The following is a 17781-nucleotide window of genomic DNA, read 5'->3' on the forward strand; positions in this document are numbered from 1 at the left end:
TCAACGCCCACAAGGCGGGCACCATCAAGGGCCTGTCCGCCGAGGTCGGCTCGTCCATCACCTCCGGCGCCGCGATCTGCGAGATCAAGGACTGACCACGGATCAGCTCAGCTGTCCTGGGTCGCGGACCCAGGACGGGATCCTCTCGCTGAGATCGAGCAGATGACCATGAGAGTTGTTCCTCGTGCGACTCACCCAAAAGGACCCTGATCCGTCACCCGTGACCAGGACCACCCTCGCTTCCCCCTCGCCGGACCTATGGCGCTGCCCCGGCAGCGGTCAGAGGAGTTTGCCATGTCCCACTCAGTGATCGAACCCACAGCCAGCGGCCTCGTCGAACGGGGCAGCGCCTTGCCAGGCACACCACAGACTGATCCGGACCGCCCGTGTCCCATCCCAACAGGCGGAATCCGGGATGGCGTTCTGTATTTCCAGCGCTGCCGTTGGTGCCAGACCTCAGTCATCCACTGCCTGTTGTGCCCTGCCTGCGGCTCCACCGACTTGGCCGAGGAGCGCAGTGGTGGCATCGGCGTCATCCAACACGTCACCGTCGTCGGGCGTAGCGTGGGCAAACATCGTGCCATTGCCATCGTCGAGATGAGTGAAGGGTTCCACGTCCGCGAGAGAGTCAGTGCGGTGCCGCTGAATCTGGCGCGCGTCGGAGCTCAGGTACGGCTAGGGTTCGGGCCCCGGCCACAAGAGATCGCCTTCCAGCTCTGCGACTCATAGCCGGCAACGAACAAGAACCAACTATGCCGCGCGCCGTACACACAGTTCATCGCCCTTGACCACCTTGCGGGTGAAGACCGTCGCGGTCAGCCGCTGCGTGCGCCAACCGTGCCGTCCAGACGATAGACGGCGGACATGCCACCGCCTAGTGGGCACTGGGCGGGGCCCGGCCCGCAGCTGGGCCACGCGCCTGAAGCTGATGCGTCCCAACTGATACGCAGGCGCCGCCAGATTATGACTGAGCATGTGATTTGGCGGTTGAGCAAGGTACCGGTACAGCCCGGTTGGTGATGCTGTTTTGCTCTCCGCTTATGCCAACACCTATGCCACCCAGCTGACCAAGCCGTCGACGCCGCCCGCTCCACTCGCCGACTGAAGCGCTCAGTTGCCGCACACCAACTTGCAGGTCTGAACACGACGAAGCCGCCCGCCGACTTCCCGCTTGGTAAGCGGCTCCGTGCCTGCGTGGTCAGAGATCCAGGGCGGCCGAGGGCGGCGGGGCGCGGCGACCTGGGAGCTCATGGACATTACGCCCGAGGCCGCCTTCACCGCCCTCACCGAAAGGGCGCGACCCGATCCGCAGCCGGGCGGACAGGCAGATCGGGCCGCCGACACACATGCACGCGTCGTGTCGCTAACAGAACGAACCCGACCGGTGCGCGACACGGCCACGTCAACACGGCAGCTCGTGCGATCCACCGCCGGCCCCACGAGCGCGAGCCCATCATGGCGGGGCGGGCGACCCGCCCCGCCGGACTGCTGCGGTCTGCGACGGCTGCGGGGGAGGTCGGGAGCGGGGCGTGGACGATGGTGCCCCACTTACCCGTTGCCTCCGCAGTTCGCGGCCTGCTTCAACTCTGGCTGTCCCAGATAGGCGACTCCATAGCTGTTCGGAGCATGGGGAGGCTTATCAAGGCGATCGAGCTCCGTCGGAATTCGCTTCCACACTTTCCCGTCACTATCTGTAAAGCTGAGGGACTGCACCTGCCACCGAACGTTGCCTTCCTTGATCGAGTGTCCGGGGCTCCCATGGAGGTAGCGCAACTTCTCAGCTCGGTAGATGGATTCCGTGCACGGTGGGATTGTGAAGCCCCATAGGTGAGCCCCTAACACATCCGTTTTCCCGAAGCCGTTGAACGTCACGTGCACGTCGCTGACGGGGTCGGGTGATCTGTTCAGCAGATGCACCCGCATGGCGCCGTCGACCCAACTCGCATCCTGCCAGTACGTGATCCGCATGGCCTGGCTGCGTGTCGCTTGTTCGGCGGCTTCACGTGACTGCTTCAGCTGGTCTCTGGACACAGCTGCGTCATTCAAGGTGGCCCATCCCGTGAAGATGAGACTGCCTATGACCCCGACGGCGCCAACTGCGGTTCCGATGTTCGTCAGAGGGATCCGGCGCCACCACCTTGGCTGTGGCTCCGGCGTGCTCGCCGAGCTTCCCCCCGATCCAGGACTCGCCACTGTTCCCTCCCTAGCGTTTCCGTACCGAGACGCTCGCACAATCCGGACAGCAGCGGCAGGTCAGTTGCCGCTCCCGCGTGTGTCGGTGAACTTCGAAAGCTGGCTCTGTCCCTCGTTGTGTGGAGGGTGACGCTGAGTGGTTGAACTAGCCTTCCGTGTCTGGTCGTTGAGATCAGGGGCTCATGCGCGGGCGTGCGGTGGGATCGGGAGTGCACCCGATGCTCTGCGTCTGCGCCGTCCGGGGCGCCACCAGTATCCGCACTCTCAGGCGGTATGAATGACGTGCGGATGCCCCTGACGAAGCTGCTGTTCCCGCTCGTCTCGGGCGTGGTGACCACGAGGGTCGTGCGAGTCAACGGAGTGCTGCGAATGGAGGCGCAAGCAACCGCATCCGAAGCTCAATGTCCGGACTTCGGCCGCTGGTCGGAGCGGAAGCACGGCTCCTATCTGCGGTTTCCTGCCGACCTTCCCATCGGTGATCAGCCGGTGGTGATCGTATTGCGGGTACGCCGGTTCGTATGTGGCAGCAGGGACTGTGGCCGTTGCACGTTAGGTCCACTCCTCAAGTGCCAGGGGGGTACTGAGTGGTCCAGAAACGAGACAGTGAAGCGGAGCCACGGCGGCTCCCGGTGCTGCCGTGGTCGAGGTGCCAGGTGGAGCCCTCCCTGCCGTGTCCGACCCGCAGCCGGCGCAGCCGGCCCCCTGGCTTGAGGACGGTGTCGTAGACCGCGCGCAGCGTCGTCCGCGAGACCCCTGCTTCCTCCGCGGTCTGCCACTCACTGGCGTGGTGCAGCGGGCCACCGGCAATCTCGGCGAAGTTCAGATGGGCCCGCAGCACCCGCAGCGCGGTCCGTCCCCGCTCACCGCGCCAGGGCGTGGTCTCGATGCGGTCCCGCAGCGCGGCGAGAACCTCGTAGGCGTGGTGACGTGAGTCCAGCACTCGCGTTCCAACGACCACCGCCGTCGCGCTGGCCCACACCCGGCGGATGTAGTCCAGGGCGCCTGCCCCGAGCGCAGGGCGATGTGCCGGGCGTGCTGGCCACCCTCGTGGTCGGGGTGCAGCAGCAGCTGGGTCAGCTCGTCGATGGTGCCGCCGGCGCGAGCGACATGGCAGGCGATGGCCGCTGTGACGCGGTGTCCGTGCTCGGCCGCGCCCTGCCGGTCCTGGCGCACGGCCACGGTGCGGCCGTCGGAACCGAGCCTGCTGTAACTGCCCGTCGCGTACCGGCCGGTGAGATCCCCGAGCAGGACCAGTTCTGCCGCAGCCGGACGGAGGTGGTGAAGGCCCAGTCGGCCGAACGGGTGAGGGGTCTGCCGCTGTGGTTCTGCCTGATGACTGTGGTGTGGCACGGTGAGGTCGTCTCGCAAAGACAAGAGCGCCACCCAGGCCCGCTAAAACCACGGGTGATGCCCGGAACCGACCTCCAAATCGGTGCCAGCGATGCCTCCAGGATTGCCGTCCTGGAGGCATTCGTATGCATGGCCCCGCGCTGGAGGCAGGCGTCCCCATCGCAACTCGACCAAGGCAGGAGCGGAGCGCCGTCGAGGTCGCCGCTCCTGATCCGTCCGGTCAACTCGGGTCTCCCAGAAGCAGCTTGCAGAGGCACAGCCTCTGACTGCCTCCGATCGCCTCTGCAACCCGTCCTAGCAGGTCACAGCCGCTTTGGCCCTCGTAAGCCCAGGTCAGAAAGGGTGCGGCAGATTTGCCCCCTGGAACACCTCGGCCTGCCTCCGGCGGCCGACAAGGTGCAGGGTTGATCGTGTCGCCTCATGTTCGAAAGCCAGCACCCACGACACCTGCCCCCTGGCCGTCCTGGCCTTGGGCCCTGCATACCGGAAGGGAAGAACAATGGCCGACTGGAACAGCACGGGCCTGGAGAAGATCACCGCCGCCGAGGAACTGGACCTTGCCTCCGAACAGGCCAACGGCACGCTGCGGGATCCGGTGACCATGTGGGTGGTCCGCTCCGGCGGTCAGCTGTACGTCCGGTCGGTCAAGGGCAGCGACGGCCCCTGGTACCGGGGTACACAGTCCCGACGGCAGGGCCGTATCGAAGCCGGCGGCGTCGGCCAAGACGTCACCTTCCGCTCAGCCGACCCCGACGAATACGCCGGCGTGGACGCGGCCTACCGCGAGAAGTACGGGCACTACCCGAGCATCGTCGAGCACGTCCTGACCGAAGGGGCCCGCGCCTCCACCCTGCGCCTCGAACCGCGCTGACCCCCGCCAACCGCCCGCGGACGTGTTCATGGACGCGGCCCGGACGGCAGACGGTGTGCCCGGGCCGGGGTGGGCAGGGCACGCGACTGCGTTGCCGCGGAATCGATCTTCCCGTGGGCGTAGATCACAGCCTCGCCGTCTATGTGAGCCACCACATCTGTCTCATCAACAGTTCCTCATCTGCTGGCAAATCACCGGCGTTAGTGGTCCAAGGGCACGGAGAAGGCGCCCGCGCTTCGGCTCCGGGATGGTGGACGCATCCGGAGCCAGCGAGGTACTCGAAGAGGGACGGGGGCAGTGCCGTGATCGCTGATCTGTGTGCGACGAACCGAGCCTGCTTGGAGAGCTGCCGGGGTGTTGTTGATCCAATGGCAGTGCTCGACCGGTCTGATGCCGCGGGCCGCCCACCGTCCGCAACGGAGCTCGCGGAACCCGGCGGTGCCGCCGGTACGGCCGAAGGATCTGAACCAATACCGGGAAATCAGGCCGCGACGAGCTCCTGCTCGCGGTCCGGCGTCTTGACCTTGGGCTTCTTGTTCGGCAGTGAGAGCCGGAAGACCTTGTGCCACGCGGAGAACACCTGCTTGGGCAGCGGCCCGGTGACGTACTCCAGCTCGTACTTTTCGAACAGCGCACGCACCTTCACCGCGACCTCGGCGTACCGGTTGCTCGGCAGGTCCGGGAACAGGTGGTGCTCGATCTGGTGCGACAGGTTGCCGGTCATGAAGTGCATGGCCTTGCTGCCGCTGATGTTCGCCGATCCCATCATCTGGCGCAGGTACCACTGGCCGCGCGTCTCGCCCTTGATCGACCGGCGCTCGAAGACCTGCACGCCCTCGGGGAAGTGACCGCACATGATCACCGAGTGGGTCCAGATGTTGCGGACCAGGTTCGCGGTGAACGTGGCGGCGAGCGTGGGGAGGAACGACGGGCCCGACAGCAGCGGGTGGATCACGTAGTCCTTGAGGACCTGCTTGCGGATCTTGCGGCCCACGGCCTTGGCCCGCGCGCGGAACTCCGGGTTGTTGCGGCGGCGCTTGTGCAGGTTCTTGCCGAGCTCCAGGTCGTAGGCTGCGATGCCGTACTCGAAGAAGCAGGCGTTGAGGAAGTTCCACAGCGGCTGGCCGAGGTGGAACGGGTGCCACTTCTGGTCCTCGTCGACGCGCATGATGCCGTAGCCGAGGTCGTTGTCCTTGCCGATCACGTTGGTGTACGTGTGGTGCAGCTCGTTGTGCGAGTGCTTCCACTGGTCGGCCGGCGAGACGTGGTCCCACTCCCAGGTGGTGGAGTGGATCTTCGGGTCCCGCATCCAGTCCCACTGGCCGTGCAGGATGTTGTGGCCGATCTCCATGTTGTCCATGATCTTCGCCACGGACAGCCCGGCGGTGCCGAGCAGCCACGCGGGCGGGAAGATCGAGAACAGCAGCACGCCCCTGCTGGCCAGTTCGAGCGTGCGCTGCGCCGAGATGACCTTGCGGATGTAGGCGGCGTCCTTCTCGCCGCGGCCGGCGATCACCTCGTCGCGGATCGCGTCCAGCTCGTGGCCGAGCTCCTCGATCTGCTCCGCGGTCAGGTGGGCGGTGGGGTCGATGGCGGTCAAGGTGCTCCTACCGTTCGATGTCGCAGGGGCCCGCCGCGGCGGACACGCAGGTCTGGATGAGGACGCCCGGCTCGGCCTCGGTGATCTCGCCGGTGCGCAGGTCGCGGACGGCGCCCGCCTTGAGCGGCGTGACGCAGCCGAAGCAGATGCCCATGCGGCACCCGGAGGGCATGAGCACGCCGGCCTCCTCGCCGACGTCCAGCAACGGCGTGGCGCCGTCCGCGTCGACGGTCTTGCCGGTGGCGATGAACGTGACCTCGCCGCCACCGTCGCCGGCGACCACGATGCTGGGGCGGAAGCGTTCGGTGTGCAGGCGCTCTTGGACACCGTGCTCGGTCCAGTGCTCCTCGGCGGCGTCGAGCAGGCCCGCGGGCCCGCAGGCCCAGGTCTCGCGTTCGGCCCAGTCGGGTACGAGTTCGTCGAGGCGGGCGATGTCGAGCTTGCCGTCGGTGTCGGTGTGCACCTCGGTGAGCCGCAGCTTCTTGTCCGCGACCAGGTCGTGCAGTTCGTTGCGGAAGATCACGTCCTGTGGCTGTGGCGCGCAGTGGACCATGACGACGTCGTCGAACTCGGTGTCGCGCAGCATGCCCATCACGGGCGTGATGCCGCTGCCGGCCGTCAGGTAGAGCACCTTGGCGGGCTTGGCCTGCGGCAGCACGAAGTCACCGGTCGGGTGGTCGAGCTGGATCAGCGTGCCCGGTTTGGCCCGGCGGACCAGGTGGTTGCTGACCTTGCCGTCCTCGATCGCCTTCACGGTGATCGTGACGCGGCCATCTGGGCGGTTGGTCGGCGAGGTGAGGGAGTAGGCACGCCACAGGCGTACGCCGTCGACGTCGACCCCGATCCGCACGTACTGACCGGCCGTGTGGCCGCGCCAGCCCCGTCCCGGCCTGATCACGATGGTCGCGGCGTCACCCGTCTCGGGGTGCACGGCCTCGATGCGCCCACGCAGATCGGCGCCCGCACGCAGCGGGCTGACCAGGTCGAGGTAGTCCGACGGCAGCAGCGGCGTCGTGACCATCTCCAGCAGTTTCCACGCCCTGGTGCGGAGGGCTGCACTCGTCATGGCTCCAGCTTGCTGCGCCTGAAGACGTAAAGTCCTGACCGAAGGACGTAAATCTGGTCGGCTGAATTGTTCGTAGGGAACAAAAACGTGAGCCATGCAATCCGGAGGGCCAGCGAGCTGGCCCTGGACGAGACGACGGTCACCGCACTTCGGGCCGCGCTGAAGAGCACCGCCGACGAGGTCGTCGAGGCGATCATCGACGAGGTCCCTTCCTACGCCAATGCCCTTTCGGGTCGCATGGGCGGCACCATCCGCCGAGCCGTCCGCACCGCCCTGGGGCACTACCTGGACCTCGCGAGCGGGAACGCAACAGGCGGCGACGCCGGTGACGCAGCCTACGAGCTGGGCCGCGGCGAGGTGCGCGACGGCCGTTCGATGGACTCTCTGCTCAGCGCCTACCGCGTCGGCGCCCGCGTGGCCTGGCGATGCCTGGCGGCGGGTGCCGTACCCGCGGGTCTGCCCGCCGCCGAGGTCGCCAAGTTCGCCGAGCTGACCTTCGCCTATATCGACGAGCTCTCCGCCGCGAGCGCCGCGGGCCACGCCGACGAACTGGCCGCCCGGGGCCGGGCCCAGGAGCGCCACCTGGAACACCTGGCCCGCGACCTCCTCGCCGGCGCGAGCCCGGACGTGCTGCTGGCCTCTGTTCAACGGGCCGGGTGGCAGCCTCCGGTTTCACTGACCGCAGTCCTGCTGCCCGCCGACCAGGCCCGGCCCGCCTACCGCACGCTCGACCCGGGCACCCTCGTCCTCGACGATCTCCCGGACGCCACCGGTGTGCTGCTCGTCCCCGATGCCGACCGATCACATCTCTTGCGGCAGCTGACCGACCGCACCGCCGTGGTCGGCCCGGCCCGGCCATGGACTCGTGCGTCCGCCTCGTACGCACGAGCCGTACGCGCGCGCTCCCTTTCTCCTGATATTCGCGACACCGAGGACCACCTGCCCGAGCTGGTGCTGAGCGCTGACGCGGACGCGTTCGCAGACCTGCGTGCCCGAGCCCTCGCACCGTTGCAGACCTTGCCTGTCGCGACCGCACGGCGGCTGGAAGAAACGTTGCGGGCATGGCTGCTGCACCAGGGCAGGCGGGAGGAGGTGGCGGCGGAGTTGTTCGTCCATCCCCAGACAGTCCGGTACCGGATGTCACAGCTGCGGGAGCTGTTTCCGGATCTCGCATCGCCACAGCGGGTCCTTGAACTGACGCTGGCGCTCGGCCTTCGGGTCAGCTGACGCGTACTTCGACCGTCCACGCCCGCGTCCGCGAGCAGCCCAGGAATCGTGCCTCGCTCTCGGTGCCATCAGCTGCCTCATGCGGCCAGGGGAAGAGCAGTATCAGCCAGTTGAGACCGGGGGGTGATGTGGAGACCGGGCAAGGCCTCGGGAAGCCCGTCGGAGGCGCTGTCTCTGCCAGGCGCGGGGGCGGATACGGCTCGACTCGATCCGGCGGACGATGCGCACCGGCCCGCTCGTCGACGCGCCCACCGAGCATCCGGTCGGTGACCTGGGCCGCCACCTGGTCCCGGCTCAAGCAGCAACTCGGCTCCGCACTGCCCCAGATGACACTCGCCCACCGAGTCCAGGTCCTCACCCTCGTCGACCAGGCCACTCCCGCCGACCAGGCACTCCTGTCGTCCCTGGTCGCCGCAAGCGACCCGGACATGACGACGTCCTACCGCAAGATCGCCGGGCGCGCTCGGGCTGGATGTTCCCGCGGGCGACGACGACCTGCGTGACGTACTCGAAGCCGACGTACAACAGGTTCACGATCACTGGCGCCGCCAGTAGACGCGCTCCGCACCCCATCACCATCACACCCGAGCGATCAGGTGAGGAGTTGGGCGAACGCGGCCGTCAGCGTGGCGGCGAGAGTCAGGACAGCGAAGGCGGCGGCGCGGGTGAGCTTGACGTTTATGGCCCGGCCGTCCGCCGGGCCAAACGAGCCGGCCGACGCGCCGATGGCGTGGAGGAGCCGTTTGTTGATCCTGCGCGTTGAGCGGCGTGGGCTAGTGCCACCATCAGCTGGTGCCGAACCACCAGACGTCAGCGGTTGTCCAGGTCGCTGGACTGCCCGAGATCTGTAGGCAGAGATCACCGTCGAACCGGAGGAACAACGTGGTGTCTTCCCTCATGACGGCCTCCTCCACTGTCAGGTTGAGCACTTTGGCCAATCGAAGCAGCCACAGCTGGATGTCGTCATGCTCGGCACCGTCGAGAGGAGAGCCGGCTGATTCCACTGTGAAGGCGCCGTCGATGTACAGCCGTACTTCTGCGAGGTCAGCTCCTTCCTGGTTGTTGGCGAAAGTGACGAAGGGCCAGGCCTGCCGGATGCCGATCTCCATGACGAAGTAGTCCACCAGGAACGCGGGACCGCATGTAGCAAGGTTCACGACTACATATTCGCCCTGTCCGACATCAATGGTCCGGACCTCGCCGTTTTTGGTCCCAGCAACCAGGTCGGACGGCAAACGGCAGGACCACGGCTTTTATGCGGTACGGCGGGGTTTGGTGCCTGTCTGGTGGTGGGCCGGGCGGCTGTACGCCTCGCCGGCGGCAAGGACGCGTCCGACATCGTGTCGCGCTGCCGGACGGCCGTTCTTCGAGCCGAGCGGGCGTCCCGGGCCTGGTTTGGTGGGTTCTTGTACTCGGGCCGGGGTGAGGGTGATCGTGCACAGGTTTCTGAACCCCCGCCGGACGCGGGCGGGGGTGAGCTTGTTCGAGGGCACAGGTCGTTCCCAGGGCCGGCGCAGGTCTGCGGCGAGGGGTCGGTCGAGACGGAGTTGGGTCTGAGCGGCGATGACGAGCCAGGTCCATCGGTCGGCGGCCTCGGGATCCCGGAGCTTGGGAGCGGTCCAGGCGAGCACCTGCTTGATCATCCGGAAGGTGTGCTGGGGATCGAATCTGCGCAGGAAAACCTGCCAGACCAGGTCGATCTCGACCGCTGTGGCGCCCGTGCGCGACCACCACAGCCACAGAGGCTTGGGGTCGCCGCCACTGGGCAGGTGCTCGACCTGCAGGCGGATAACGGTGCCGGCGATGATCGGCAGTTCGCCCTCGTGCCCCAGCCACGCACCCGGCGCGTCAGCCGCGGGTGAAGTCTGTCCCACGCCTTCGCGACGGCGATCCCGTAACGCCTCGTCGTGGTGGTTGTGGTGGCGACGGTGCCACCCCAGGTTACGGGGTCCTTGAAGACGAACTCGCCGCCGTGCTTGGGCGGGCGGCCGTTGATGCCGTGCCACCGCGGCGGGGCCGGGCGGCGCATGACCCGGTCCGAGCGCAACCGCCCCAGCACTTCCACAGGAAGGTCCCGCAGGAGATACGCCAGGCGCGGGACGTCGTAGCCGGCGTCGACCACGACCCAGATCACCGGGTCGCCCTCGTCCCACTGCCCGGCATCGATCAGACGGGTGACCAGGTCGCGGACCTGCCCAGCGGTGACGGTAGCGACACCCGTGCCAGGGCCCGGGCGTTGTGCGTCCAGGATCGCGGTCCACGAGGTGCGGCCGGTCTCCAGGGCGGCGATCACCGAGTAGGGCCAGCCGGGGATCATCAGATGCTTCTGCTCGCCACGCCCATAGGTGTGACAGAACGAGCGGTCCGGCGAGGTGGCGGCATCGGGCCGCAGCCACGGGCTGACGTCCGCGGCCAGGACCAGGCGGCCATCGGCGGCGCGCGGCAGCGGCAACCCGACCAGTGCGCGCCGAAGGCGGGCAATGTCGATAGGGCCCTGGTTGCGACCGCCATACAGTGCGCCGTGCCCACGTCGGTGCTCGGGTGCCAACGCCAGCCCGACCAACGTCCGCACCGGCCCGTCCGTGCACAACAGTGCGTCCGTGAGCTCGAACAGCGCGTCGGCCCTCGTCGGCTCTGACGTCACAGCTCTCGTCGGGCGGGTTCGGCCGTGGTGCCGCGCAGGACGAGGTGCGGGGCGAGGACGACCTCGCGGGGCTCGGTGCGGTCCTGGTCGAGGCGTTCGACAGCCGCGGTCACCGCGTACCGGGCCTGTTCTCGAGCGCTCTGACTGACGGTGGTCAGGTTGAAGCAGCTCAGCCGGGAGAGCGTGTCGTCGTCGTAACCGACCACGGAGACCTGTCCCGGGACGGCGACGCCCGCCCGGGCGAGGGCGGTGAGGACGCCGATGGCGCACTGGTCGTTGAAGGCGACGACGGCCGTGGGCAGGTCGCCGCCCTCGATGATCTGGTATGCCGCCTGTTCGCCGGCCGCCTCGGTGTGGTCGCCGCGCAGCACCCGGATGTGGGCCTCGAGGCCGCGGCGGCGCATGGCCGTGCGGTAGCCGCGGCGCCGGTCGGTGGCGATCACACCCTTGCCGCCGTCGACGTGGACGATCTCGCTGTGTCCCAGATCGACCAGGTAGTCGACGATCTGGCCCACACCGTCGTCGTCCGCGGTGCGTACGACATCGAGGGCGGCGTCGGCGATACGGCGACCGACCGCGATGACGGGGGCCTTGTTGTCCAGAGTGGCGAGCGTGCTGGCGGGAGAGGTCGGGCCGAGCAGGATCAGGGCCTCGCTGCGGAAGGCCAGCAGGGTCTCCACCGCGGTGTGCTCGTCGCGGGTGCGGGTGATGGTGCTCAGGACGAGGTCGTAGCCGACCTCCTCGGCGGCGGTGTGCAGGTGCTCGACCAGTTCGGCCTGGAACGGGCTGTGGATGTCGACCATGACGCCGAGCAACCGGCTGCGCCTGCTCGCCAGCGTGCTGGCGGTGCGGTCCACCTGGTAACCGAGATCGGCGGCCGCCTTCAGGACACGCTGCCGGGTCCGCTCGCTCGGGCCGGGCACACCGCGCAGCACCAGGGACACCGAGGCGGTGGAGACGCCCACCCGCGCGGCCACGTCCTCCAGCCTGGGGCGCTTGTGCGCGCCATTCCGGTGACCCGCGACGTCGCCCTCGTCCACCTGTGCCTCCCCGCCGCAATCTGCTCGCGCAGCACCCTTGACACGCTCGCGAAACAAGCCGATAGTACCAGAACTTAAAGCGCTTTAAATTGTCCTGATGTTCCAACCAAGTCAGCCCCGACGCCCACAAGGTGCTCGCCCTCGACTCGGCCACGAAACACCGCAACGCAACCGCGAACAATCCGCGCCCCACCTGCGCGACGCGAGCACAGGAATGAGCCAGTAGCCGCCGATCCACCCCTCCTGCACAGTGAGGTGCACGAAGTATGAAGCGCACGCCCCTTCCCCGTCCCGCCAGAATCGTCCCCGTCGTGGCCCTGGCCGCGGCGGCCGCCCTGACACTCGCGGGCTGTTCCAGCAGCTCCGGCGGCAAGAAGGCCGAAGAGGACACCGGCAACGTCTCCGCGGGCAAGGCCGGCACACCTCGTATGACGATCGCGATGGTCACCCACGCGCCCTCCGGCGACACCTTCTGGGACACCATCCGCAAGGGCGCCGAGGCCGCGGCGGCCAAGGACAACGTCAAGCTGATCTACTCGAACGACGAGAACGCCGGCGACCAGGCCAACCTGGTGCAGAACGCGATCGACCAGAAGGTCGACGGCATCGCCGTCACCCTGGCCAAGCCGGACGCCCTCAAGGCCGTGGTCGCCGAGGCGAAGAAGGCCGGCATCCCGGTCGTCGGCCTCAACGCGGGCTTGAGCGTCTGGAAGCAGCAGGGCCTGCTGTCCTTCTTCGGCCAGGACGAGGCCGTCTCCGGTCAGGCCCTCGGCAGCAAGCTCAACGGCACCGGCGCCAAGCACGCCCTGTGCGTGATCCAGGCCCAGGGCGACGTCAACCTCGAAGAGCGCTGCGCCGGCGTGAAGAAGACCTTCAGCGGCAAGACGGACATCCTCTACGTCAACGGCACCGACATGCCCTCCGTGAAGTCGACGATCACCGCCAAGCTCAAGCAGGACAGCTCCATCGACGAGGTGGTCACGCTCGGCGCCCCGATCGCCCTGACCGCCGTCCAGGCCGTGTCCGAGGGCAGCAGCAAGGCGAAGATCGCCACCTTCGACCTCAACAAGGACCTCGTCTCCGCCATCGAGAAGGGCACCATCCAGTTCGCGGTCGACCAGCAGCCTTACCTGCAGGGCTACCTGGCCGTCGACTCCCTGTGGCTGTACAAGGCCAACGGCAACTTCAGCGGCGGCGGTGAGCAGCCCGTGCTGACCGGCCCGGCCTTCGTCGACAAGTCGAACGTCGAGACCGTCGCCAAGTTCGCCGCGAAGGGCACCCGGTGATGAGCACGACCCAGCATGCCGAGCCGGCGGTGACTTCACCGCCGGCTTCCGGCCCGAAGCAGACCGACGGCCGGACCGCTGAACGTCCCCTGGTCATACGTCTGTTGGCCCGCCCCGAGATAGGCGTCTTCCTCGGCGCCCTCGCGGTCTGGGTGTTCTTCCTCGTGGCCGCGCCGCCGGTGCGCGACGGCGGTGCGATGGCCAACATCCTGTACCAGTCCTCCACCATCGGGATCATGGCACTGCCGGTGGCGCTGCTGATGATCGGCGGGGAGTTCGACCTGTCGGCCGGTGTCGGGGTGATCACCTCGGCGCTCACCGCGGCCATGCTGAGCTATCAGCTGACCATGAACGTCTGGGCCGGCGTGATCGTCGCCCTGCTCGTCTCGCTGGGAGTCGGCTTCTTCAACGGCTGGCTGCTGATGAAGACAGGCCTGCCGAGCTTCCTGGTCACGCTGGGCACCTTCCTGATCCTCCAGGGCGTCAACCTCGCGGTGACCAAGCTGGTCACCGGGAACGTCGCCACCGACGACATCAGCAACATGGACGGCTTCGAGACGGCACACAAGATCTTCGCGTCCTCGTTCGACATCGGCGGCGTCCAGGTGAAGATCACCGTGTTCTGGTGGCTGCTGTTTGCGGGGATCGCCACCTGGATCCTGCTGCGCACCAGGTACGGCAACTGGATCTTCGCGGTCGGCGGCAACAAGGACAGCGCCCGGGCCGTGGGTGTACCCGTGACGTTCACGAAGATCTCCCTCTTCATGCTGGTCGGCTTCAGCGCCTGGTTCGTGGGCATGCACCAGCTGTTCTCCTTCAACACCGTCCAGTCGGGCGAGGGCGTCGGCCAGGAGCTGATCTACATCGCCGCGGCCGTCATCGGCGGCTGCCTGCTGACCGGCGGCTCCGGTTCCGCGATCGGCCCGGTCTTCGGCGCGTTCATGTTCGGCATGGTCCAGCAGGGCATCGTCTACGCCGGCTGGAACCCCGACTGGTTCAAAGCCTTCCTCGGCGTGATGCTGCTCGGCGCCACGCTCATCAATCTGTGGGTCAGCCGCGCGGCGACCAGGAGGTGACCGACCCCATGACATCCACCACCAACGCCGGTGCCCACGGCGAGATCCTCGCGTACACCGTCTCCGAGCAGGACGACGCCCCCGTCGTCGAGCTGCAGGCCGCGGGCAAGTCCTACGGCAACATCCGTGCCCTGCACGGCGTGAGCCTGGCCGTCTGCCCCGGCAAGGTCACCTGCGTGCTGGGCGACAACGGCGCCGGCAAGTCCACGCTGATCAAAATCGTCTCCGGGCTGCACCAGCACACTGAGGGAGAGTTCCTCGTGGACGGCGAACCGGTCCGCTTCACCACCCCTCGTGACGCGCTGGACCGCGGTATCGCGACGGTCTACCAGGACCTCGCCGTGGTCCCGCTGATGCCGGTGTGGCGCAACTTCTTCCTCGGCTCCGAAATGACCCGCGGCCCTTGGCCGGTCCGCCGCCTCGACATCGAGCAGATGAAGAAGACCGCCGACGAGGAACTGCGCAACATGGGCATCATCCTCGATGACCTGGAACAGCCCATCGGCACCCTCTCCGGTGGCCAGCGGCAGTGCGTGGCGATCGCCCGCGCCGTCTACTTCGGCGCCCGCGTCCTGATCCTCGACGAACCCACCGCCGCCCTCGGCGTCAAGCAGTCCGGCGTGGTCCTGAAGTACATCGCAGCCGCCCGCGACCGCGGTCTCGGCGTCATCTTCATCACCCACAACCCGCACCACGCCTACATGGTCGGCGACCACTTCAGCGTGCTGCGCCTGGGCACCCTCGAACTCTCCGCCTCCCGCAGCGAAGTCAGCCTCGAGGAACTGACCAACCACATGGCCGGCGGCGCCGAACTCGCCGCCCTCAAACACGAGTTGTCCCAGGTCCGCGGCGTCGACGTGGAGGGACTTCCCGAGGAGGAAGACCTCATCGCACCGCTGGCGGCCTCGTCCGAGGTCTCGCCTTCCTGACGGCGGCGTCAGCGCACGCATACAGCGTCACTCCACCCACTCCCCCTGATCCGAAGGCATTCCCCCATGAAGATCGCCCTCGACCCGTACATGATTCGTCACGTCCCCCTCCTCGAACTCCCGGCCTTGGTAGCCGAGTTGGGCTACGAGTGGATCGAGCTGTCCCCCCGAGAGGACTTCGTCCCCTTCTTCCGTCACCCGCGTGTGGACGACGCGTCGGTGCGCAGGTTCCGCAAGGCGCTGGACTCGGCGGGCGTCGGCATCTCCTCCATGCTGCCGCTGTTCCGCTGGTCCGGCCCAGACGAGGACGAGAGGCAGGCCGCCGTGCGGTACTGGAAGCGCTCGATCCAGATCGCCGCCGACCTCGGCGTGGACAGCATGATCTCGGAGTTCAACGGGCGCCCGGAGGATCCCGACCGCAGTGAGGCGCAGTTCTGGAAGTCATTGGACGAACTGCTGCCGGTGTTCGAGCGCGAAGGCATCAAGCTGGCCCTGGAACCGCATCCGGACGACTTCATCGAGAACGGATACGACGCGGTCAACCTGATCCGGGGCATCAACCACCCCAACGTCTCCTTCCTCTACTGCGCCCCGCACACCTTCCACATCGGCAACGACGCCCCCGGCATCATCGGGTACGCGGGCGACCTGCTCACCCACGTCCACCTGGCCGACGCCTTCAATCACACGGCCTCCTCGGGCAACCGCTACATCCTCAACCCGCCCGGCACAGCCGCCCGCATCCACCAGCACCTGGACATGGGCGAGGGCGAGGTCGACTTCGACGAGCTCTTCCGTGAGCTGAGGGCGAACGGCTTCGACGGCACTCTCACCGCCTGCGTGTTCGCCTGGGAGGAACGGGCCAAGGAGTCCTCGGTGTTCATGCGCGAGAAGATCCGCAAGTACCTGGCCGCCTCGTCCTGAGTGGAGCGGGGCTGAAGGATCGGGTAGCCGGTGGGGGCAGGGCACCGAGGGATCGTGGCCCTGCCGCACGCGCACGTCTCCGGCGGGGCCTCGCTCTCCCCGCGTGACAGCCCCTTGCAGCGGCAGTCCCGGCCACCTGGGAAGCCTTGCCCAAACAATCTATTGACATGACATTTGCTCGCAGGGCATCGTGCTCGTCAAGACGTCTTTAAAGCGCTTTAAAGCGAAGGGGAACCAGCTGTTATGCCGTTCGAAGTGCTGACCATGGGCCGCGTGGGAGTGGATGTATATCCACTCCAGACCGGCGTGGGCCTGGCGGAGGTCACGTCGTTCGGCAAATACCTGGGCGGCAGCCCGACCAACGTGGCCGTGGCGGCTGCCCGTTATGGCCATGCTTCCGCCGTGATCACCAAGACCGGTCAGGACCCCTTCGGGCAATTCGTGCGCACGGCACTGACCGGCTACGGCGTGGACGCCCGTTTCGTGGGCGCGTCGGACATCGCGCCGACGCCGGTGACATTCTGCGAGATCTTCCCGCCGGACGACTTCCCAACGGTGCCGGTCTTCATCGCCCAACTGGCTCCGGCCGACCGCCGCGGCCGGCTGGTGACCCAGAACGAACTGATGATCGTGACGGGCCAGTTGCTGGCCTACACCTCGAACGCGGTCATCGCCAGGACCGTGGGCGAGGGCGGTGTGTGGCGCTGGATGCTAGTGATCGCCACGGTCCCCGCCGCGCTGCTGTGGTTCGGGATGCTGTTCGTGCCCGAGTCTCCGCGCTGGCCGGCTTCCCGCCGCCGGTTCGACGACGCCCGCTCCACCCTGGGCAGGATCCGCGACGCGCAGGTCGTCGACGAGGAGTTCGCCGAGATCAAGCGCCGGGTCACCGCCGACGCCGGAGAGCCGCGGGCAGGCCGGCGGGACCTGGGTACGGCGCATCGTGACGTTCGGGTTCGGGCTGGCCGCCCTCACCCAGCTGACCGGCGTGAACTCGATCATGTACTTCGCGCCGACGATCCTGCTGGACACCGGCCTCGGCACCCAGGCCGCCCTCACCGCCACCATCGCCAACGGCGTCGTGGCCATACTCGCGGTCTCGACCGGCATGTGGCTCCTCGGCCGGTACGGCCGGCGCCCGATGCTGCTCACCGGGCAGGTTGGCGTCACCGTCTCGCTGGTCCTGATCGCGTTCTGCTTCCTGGCCCTGCCCGAGTCGGCCGTCCACAGCTACCTCGCACTGGCATCCATGCTGACCTTTCTGCTGTTCATGCAGGGCTGCATCGCGACCGTGTTCTGGCTGATGCTCTCGGAGATCTTCCCTCTGCGGCTGCGCGGCTTCGCGATGGGTACGGCGGTGTTCGGCACCTGGATGGCCAACTTCGTGGTCACGCTGGTGTTCCCGCCGCTGATCAACGCGATCGGCGGGGTCACGTTCCTGCTCTTCGCAGCGGTCAACGCCGCCACGCTCGTCTTCTACATCCGCACTGTTCCGGAGACCCGGGGCCGCTCGATGGAAGACATCGAGACCCACTTCCGACGGCAGTACGCCGCCTGATCACTCCTTCTTCTCGAAAG

The 17781-nt window shown here is 67.6% G+C and carries 14 protein-coding genes and 3 pseudogenes; 11 read left to right on the plus strand and 6 right to left on the minus strand.

Annotation, left to right across the window (positions count from 1 at the left end):
• Positions 1–294 precede the first annotated feature (294 nt).
• The gene (locus ACIHFB_RS44780) at positions 295–729 is read left to right on the plus strand and encodes a hypothetical protein (protein WP_365287898.1); all 435 of its coding nucleotides are present in this window, start codon (positions 295–297) and stop codon (positions 727–729) included.
• Between the two features lie 1833 nt (positions 730–2562).
• Positions 2563–2703, plus strand: a pseudogene (locus ACIHFB_RS44785) (hypothetical protein); the annotation flags it as partial.
• Between the two features lie 52 nt (positions 2704–2755).
• On the opposite strand, the gene ACIHFB_RS44790 reads toward ACIHFB_RS44785, so the two are convergent.
• Positions 2756–3133, minus strand: a complete 378-nt coding sequence (locus ACIHFB_RS44790) for a hypothetical protein (protein WP_365288007.1) — start codon at positions 3131–3133, stop codon at positions 2756–2758.
• A gap of 909 nt (positions 3134–4042) precedes the next feature.
• On the opposite strand from ACIHFB_RS44790, the gene ACIHFB_RS44795 reads away from it, so the two are divergent.
• Positions 4043–4414 (plus strand): DUF2255 family protein, encoded by a 372-nt coding sequence (locus ACIHFB_RS44795; RefSeq protein ID WP_400129892.1) that lies wholly within the window; start codon positions 4043–4045, stop codon positions 4412–4414.
• 481 nt (positions 4415–4895) lie between these two features.
• Here ACIHFB_RS44795 and ACIHFB_RS44800 read toward each other — a convergent pair whose 3' ends face one another.
• Positions 4896–6014 (minus strand): acyl-CoA desaturase, encoded by a 1119-nt coding sequence (locus ACIHFB_RS44800; protein ID WP_365287902.1) that lies wholly within the window; start codon positions 6012–6014, stop codon positions 4896–4898.
• A gap of 7 nt (positions 6015–6021) precedes the next feature.
• The gene (locus ACIHFB_RS44805) at positions 6022–7080 is read right to left on the minus strand and encodes a ferredoxin reductase (protein ID WP_400129893.1); all 1059 of its coding nucleotides are present in this window, start codon (positions 7078–7080) and stop codon (positions 6022–6024) included.
• Positions 7081–7167: 87 nt separating this feature from the next.
• Between ACIHFB_RS44805 and ACIHFB_RS44810 the strand changes: the two genes are divergently transcribed.
• Both ACIHFB_RS44810 and ACIHFB_RS44815 read left to right on the plus strand, forming a co-directional pair.
• On the plus strand, positions 7168–8307 hold the full coding sequence (locus tag ACIHFB_RS44810; RefSeq protein ID WP_365287906.1) for a helix-turn-helix domain-containing protein: 1140 nt from the start codon (positions 7168–7170) through the stop codon (positions 8305–8307).
• A 266-nt stretch (positions 8308–8573) separates the two neighbouring features.
• Positions 8574–8810, plus strand: a complete 237-nt coding sequence (locus ACIHFB_RS44815) for a hypothetical protein (RefSeq protein WP_365287908.1) — start codon at positions 8574–8576, stop codon at positions 8808–8810.
• 282 nt (positions 8811–9092) lie between these two features.
• On the opposite strand, the gene ACIHFB_RS44820 is transcribed toward ACIHFB_RS44815, so the two are convergent.
• The 3 genes and pseudogenes from ACIHFB_RS44820 to ACIHFB_RS44830 form a co-directional block, all read right to left on the minus strand.
• Entirely contained in the window at positions 9093–9542 is a 450-nt protein-coding gene (locus ACIHFB_RS44820; RefSeq protein ID WP_365287910.1) for a hypothetical protein, read from the minus strand.
• A gap of 18 nt (positions 9543–9560) precedes the next feature.
• Positions 9561–10951: pseudogene (locus tag ACIHFB_RS44825) on the minus strand (NF041680 family putative transposase).
• Complete coding sequence (locus ACIHFB_RS44830) at positions 10948–11991, minus strand: LacI family DNA-binding transcriptional regulator (protein ID WP_365287912.1); 1044 nt, start codon at positions 11989–11991, stop codon at positions 10948–10950. Before ACIHFB_RS44830 ends, ACIHFB_RS44825 begins: the two are co-directional and overlap by 4 nt.
• 266 nt (positions 11992–12257) lie before the next feature.
• Between ACIHFB_RS44830 and ACIHFB_RS44835 the strand changes: the two genes are divergently transcribed.
• The 6 genes and pseudogenes from ACIHFB_RS44835 (at position 12258) to ACIHFB_RS44860 (ending at position 17761) form a co-directional block, all read left to right on the plus strand.
• Complete coding sequence (locus ACIHFB_RS44835) at positions 12258–13277, plus strand: sugar ABC transporter substrate-binding protein (RefSeq protein WP_365287914.1); 1020 nt, start codon at positions 12258–12260, stop codon at positions 13275–13277.
• The gene (locus ACIHFB_RS44840; protein ID WP_365287916.1) at positions 13277–14353 is read left to right on the plus strand and encodes an ABC transporter permease; all 1077 of its coding nucleotides are present in this window, start codon (positions 13277–13279) and stop codon (positions 14351–14353) included. Before ACIHFB_RS44835 ends, ACIHFB_RS44840 begins: the two co-directional genes overlap by 1 nt.
• Positions 14354–14361: 8 nt before the next feature.
• Entirely contained in the window at positions 14362–15282 is a 921-nt protein-coding gene (locus tag ACIHFB_RS44845; protein WP_365287918.1) for an ATP-binding cassette domain-containing protein, read from the plus strand.
• A gap of 66 nt (positions 15283–15348) precedes the next feature.
• Complete coding sequence (locus tag ACIHFB_RS44850) at positions 15349–16206, plus strand: sugar phosphate isomerase/epimerase family protein (RefSeq protein ID WP_400129895.1); 858 nt, start codon at positions 15349–15351, stop codon at positions 16204–16206.
• 243 nt (positions 16207–16449) lie between these two features.
• Positions 16450–17037, plus strand: a pseudogene (locus ACIHFB_RS44855) (PfkB family carbohydrate kinase); the annotation flags it as partial.
• A 109-nt stretch (positions 17038–17146) separates the two neighbouring features.
• Positions 17147–17761: an MFS transporter gene (locus ACIHFB_RS44860; protein ID WP_400129896.1), complete on the plus strand. Its 615-nt coding sequence runs from the start codon at positions 17147–17149 to the stop codon at positions 17759–17761.
• Positions 17762–17781: the final 20 nt, after the last annotated feature.

It is taken from the genome of Streptomyces sp. NPDC051963 (genome assembly GCF_044593495.1).
In the GTDB taxonomy this organism is placed as follows: domain Bacteria; phylum Actinomycetota; class Actinomycetes; order Streptomycetales; family Streptomycetaceae; genus Streptomyces.

Bases quoted from the DNA above. Each gene is read 5' to 3' on its own strand.
- ACIHFB_RS44780 (WP_365287898.1), top strand. From the start codon at position 295: ATGTCCCACTCAGTGATCGAACCCACAGCCAGCGGCCTCGTCGAACGG.
- ACIHFB_RS44795 (WP_400129892.1), top strand. From the start codon at position 4,043: ATGGCCGACTGGAACAGCACGGGCCTGGAGAAGATCACCGCCGCCGAG.
- ACIHFB_RS44805 (WP_400129893.1), bottom strand. From the start codon at position 7,080: ATGACGAGTGCAGCCCTCCGCACCAGGGCGTGGAAACTGCTGGAGATG.
- ACIHFB_RS44835 (WP_365287914.1), top strand. From the start codon at position 12,258: ATGAAGCGCACGCCCCTTCCCCGTCCCGCCAGAATCGTCCCCGTCGTG.
- ACIHFB_RS44840 (WP_365287916.1), top strand. From the start codon at position 13,277: ATGAGCACGACCCAGCATGCCGAGCCGGCGGTGACTTCACCGCCGGCT.
- ACIHFB_RS44845 (WP_365287918.1), top strand. From the start codon at position 14,362: ATGACATCCACCACCAACGCCGGTGCCCACGGCGAGATCCTCGCGTAC.
- ACIHFB_RS44850 (WP_400129895.1), top strand. From the start codon at position 15,349: ATGAAGATCGCCCTCGACCCGTACATGATTCGTCACGTCCCCCTCCTC.